The 1,362-nt window shown below is 58.6% G+C and carries 2 protein-coding genes; both read right to left on the bottom strand.

From position 1 onward, the window contains the following. Positions 1–46: 46 nt before the first annotated feature. Positions 47–217 carry a hypothetical protein gene (locus tag ACXJ7R_RS32840; protein WP_457155430.1) on the bottom strand — a complete coding sequence of 57 codons (171 nt, stop codon included), beginning with the start codon at positions 215–217 and terminating at the stop codon, positions 47–49. A gap of 43 nt (positions 218–260) precedes the next feature. Beyond that, positions 261–1,145 carry an ATP-dependent DNA ligase gene (locus ACXJ7R_RS32835; protein ID WP_457155429.1) on the bottom strand — a complete coding sequence of 295 codons (885 nt, stop codon included), beginning with the start codon at positions 1,143–1,145 and terminating at the stop codon, positions 261–263. Positions 1,146–1,362 lie beyond the last annotated feature (217 nt).

Genomic DNA, 1,362 nt, shown 5'->3' with positions numbered 1-1,362 from the left:
GCTAGTCGACCTCGATAATCTTCCGACCTGGCTTCCTGGTGGCCGGTCAATGACGTTTGACCGGAGACGGCTGCTCGGGAGATGCTTCCACAGAAAGGCGCTGCTCTCGCAGCCGCGCCGTCTTGGCATCTCTCGCAAGACGCTCGGCCTTGATCGCCACTTTCGATTCGCGATCAGCACGCTCAATTCGTTCTTTGTCGACGCGTCGTTGGGTCAAGAAAGCCTCCTTTGGCTGACTGACCGATGGAATGCGGCTCAGGCTAAAATGTTCCGTGCTTTAGAGCGCTGTTATGTTCCCGAAAATCCTGCAGCGAGGCATGCCGCAAATCTTCCTCGCCGCGCAAGTGCTTCACTCGGCCGATCAGACCCGGCTTGACCCACTGCGTGGCCGGCCGTTTCATGCCCGTCGGCGCCGTGCCCGCGTGGTCCTGAACCCGGGTCCAGAGCCGTTCGCGCATCTCGCGGTTCAAGGTGATGAAAGCCGATCCGACATACCGACCGGTGCCGCGCTGCGCCAGCAGAGCGAAGGCAGGCTTGCCTGGCTCACGCTCAACCCCAAGCAACTCATATTCATCGATCGAATAGGCTTTGGTCTTCAGCCATGCCGTCGAGTTGCCGCTTCGATATTTGCTGTCCTTGCGTTTCGAAACCATCCCTTCGAGCCCWGCCTGATCGATCAGGTGAAAGATCGACGCTGCATCGCCCGGMAGRGSCTSGCTGAACTGGATGCGCGCGCCCGGCTCGATCATGCTGGCCAGGATATCGCGACGTTCCTCACAGGCCATGTCGCGTAGATCGTGGCCGTTGAGGTGGAGTAGATCGAAGGCGACGAAATAGAGGTCGTGCTGCCTCCTTGTGATCGCCTTGCCCAGCTCGCCGAAGTCGGAAAGGCCAGCGTCGTTCAGAACGATGATCTCACCGTCGATGATGGCGCTTTCTGCTCCGAGCGTTGCCGCCTCTTTCACCAGGTCGCGATACTTCGACGTCCAGTCATGACCGTTGCGCGTGTAGATCTTAGGTCCGTCTTCGTSGATGAYGAGCTGSGAGCGRTAGCCATCGAACTTGACCTCGTGAATCCAGGCCTCGCCTTCGGGCGGCTGYYCGACMAGSGTCGGYATCAWGGGCGSGACGAACTTCAAAYGCATGCACGGAACTCTCRCAAACCGCGATTCAATTAGYATGCGCTAAAATRGTTCCCGGAACATTTTAGRCRAATTGAATGTTTGATAGTGATGACAAACCTGAACGAATTCGGGCCGCCCATTCCCGGCCAGCGCCAAAGTGGCAAACCGGAGGATGAGCGGGAGTATTTCTACCCTTGCCCGATCTGCGGCCAGTCGGTCGATATGCGCGACCTTCGGC

The sequence above is a fragment of the Mesorhizobium sp. P5_C1 genome (assembly GCF_054049815.1).
This window is presented reverse-complemented; position numbering and strand designations above follow the sequence as displayed.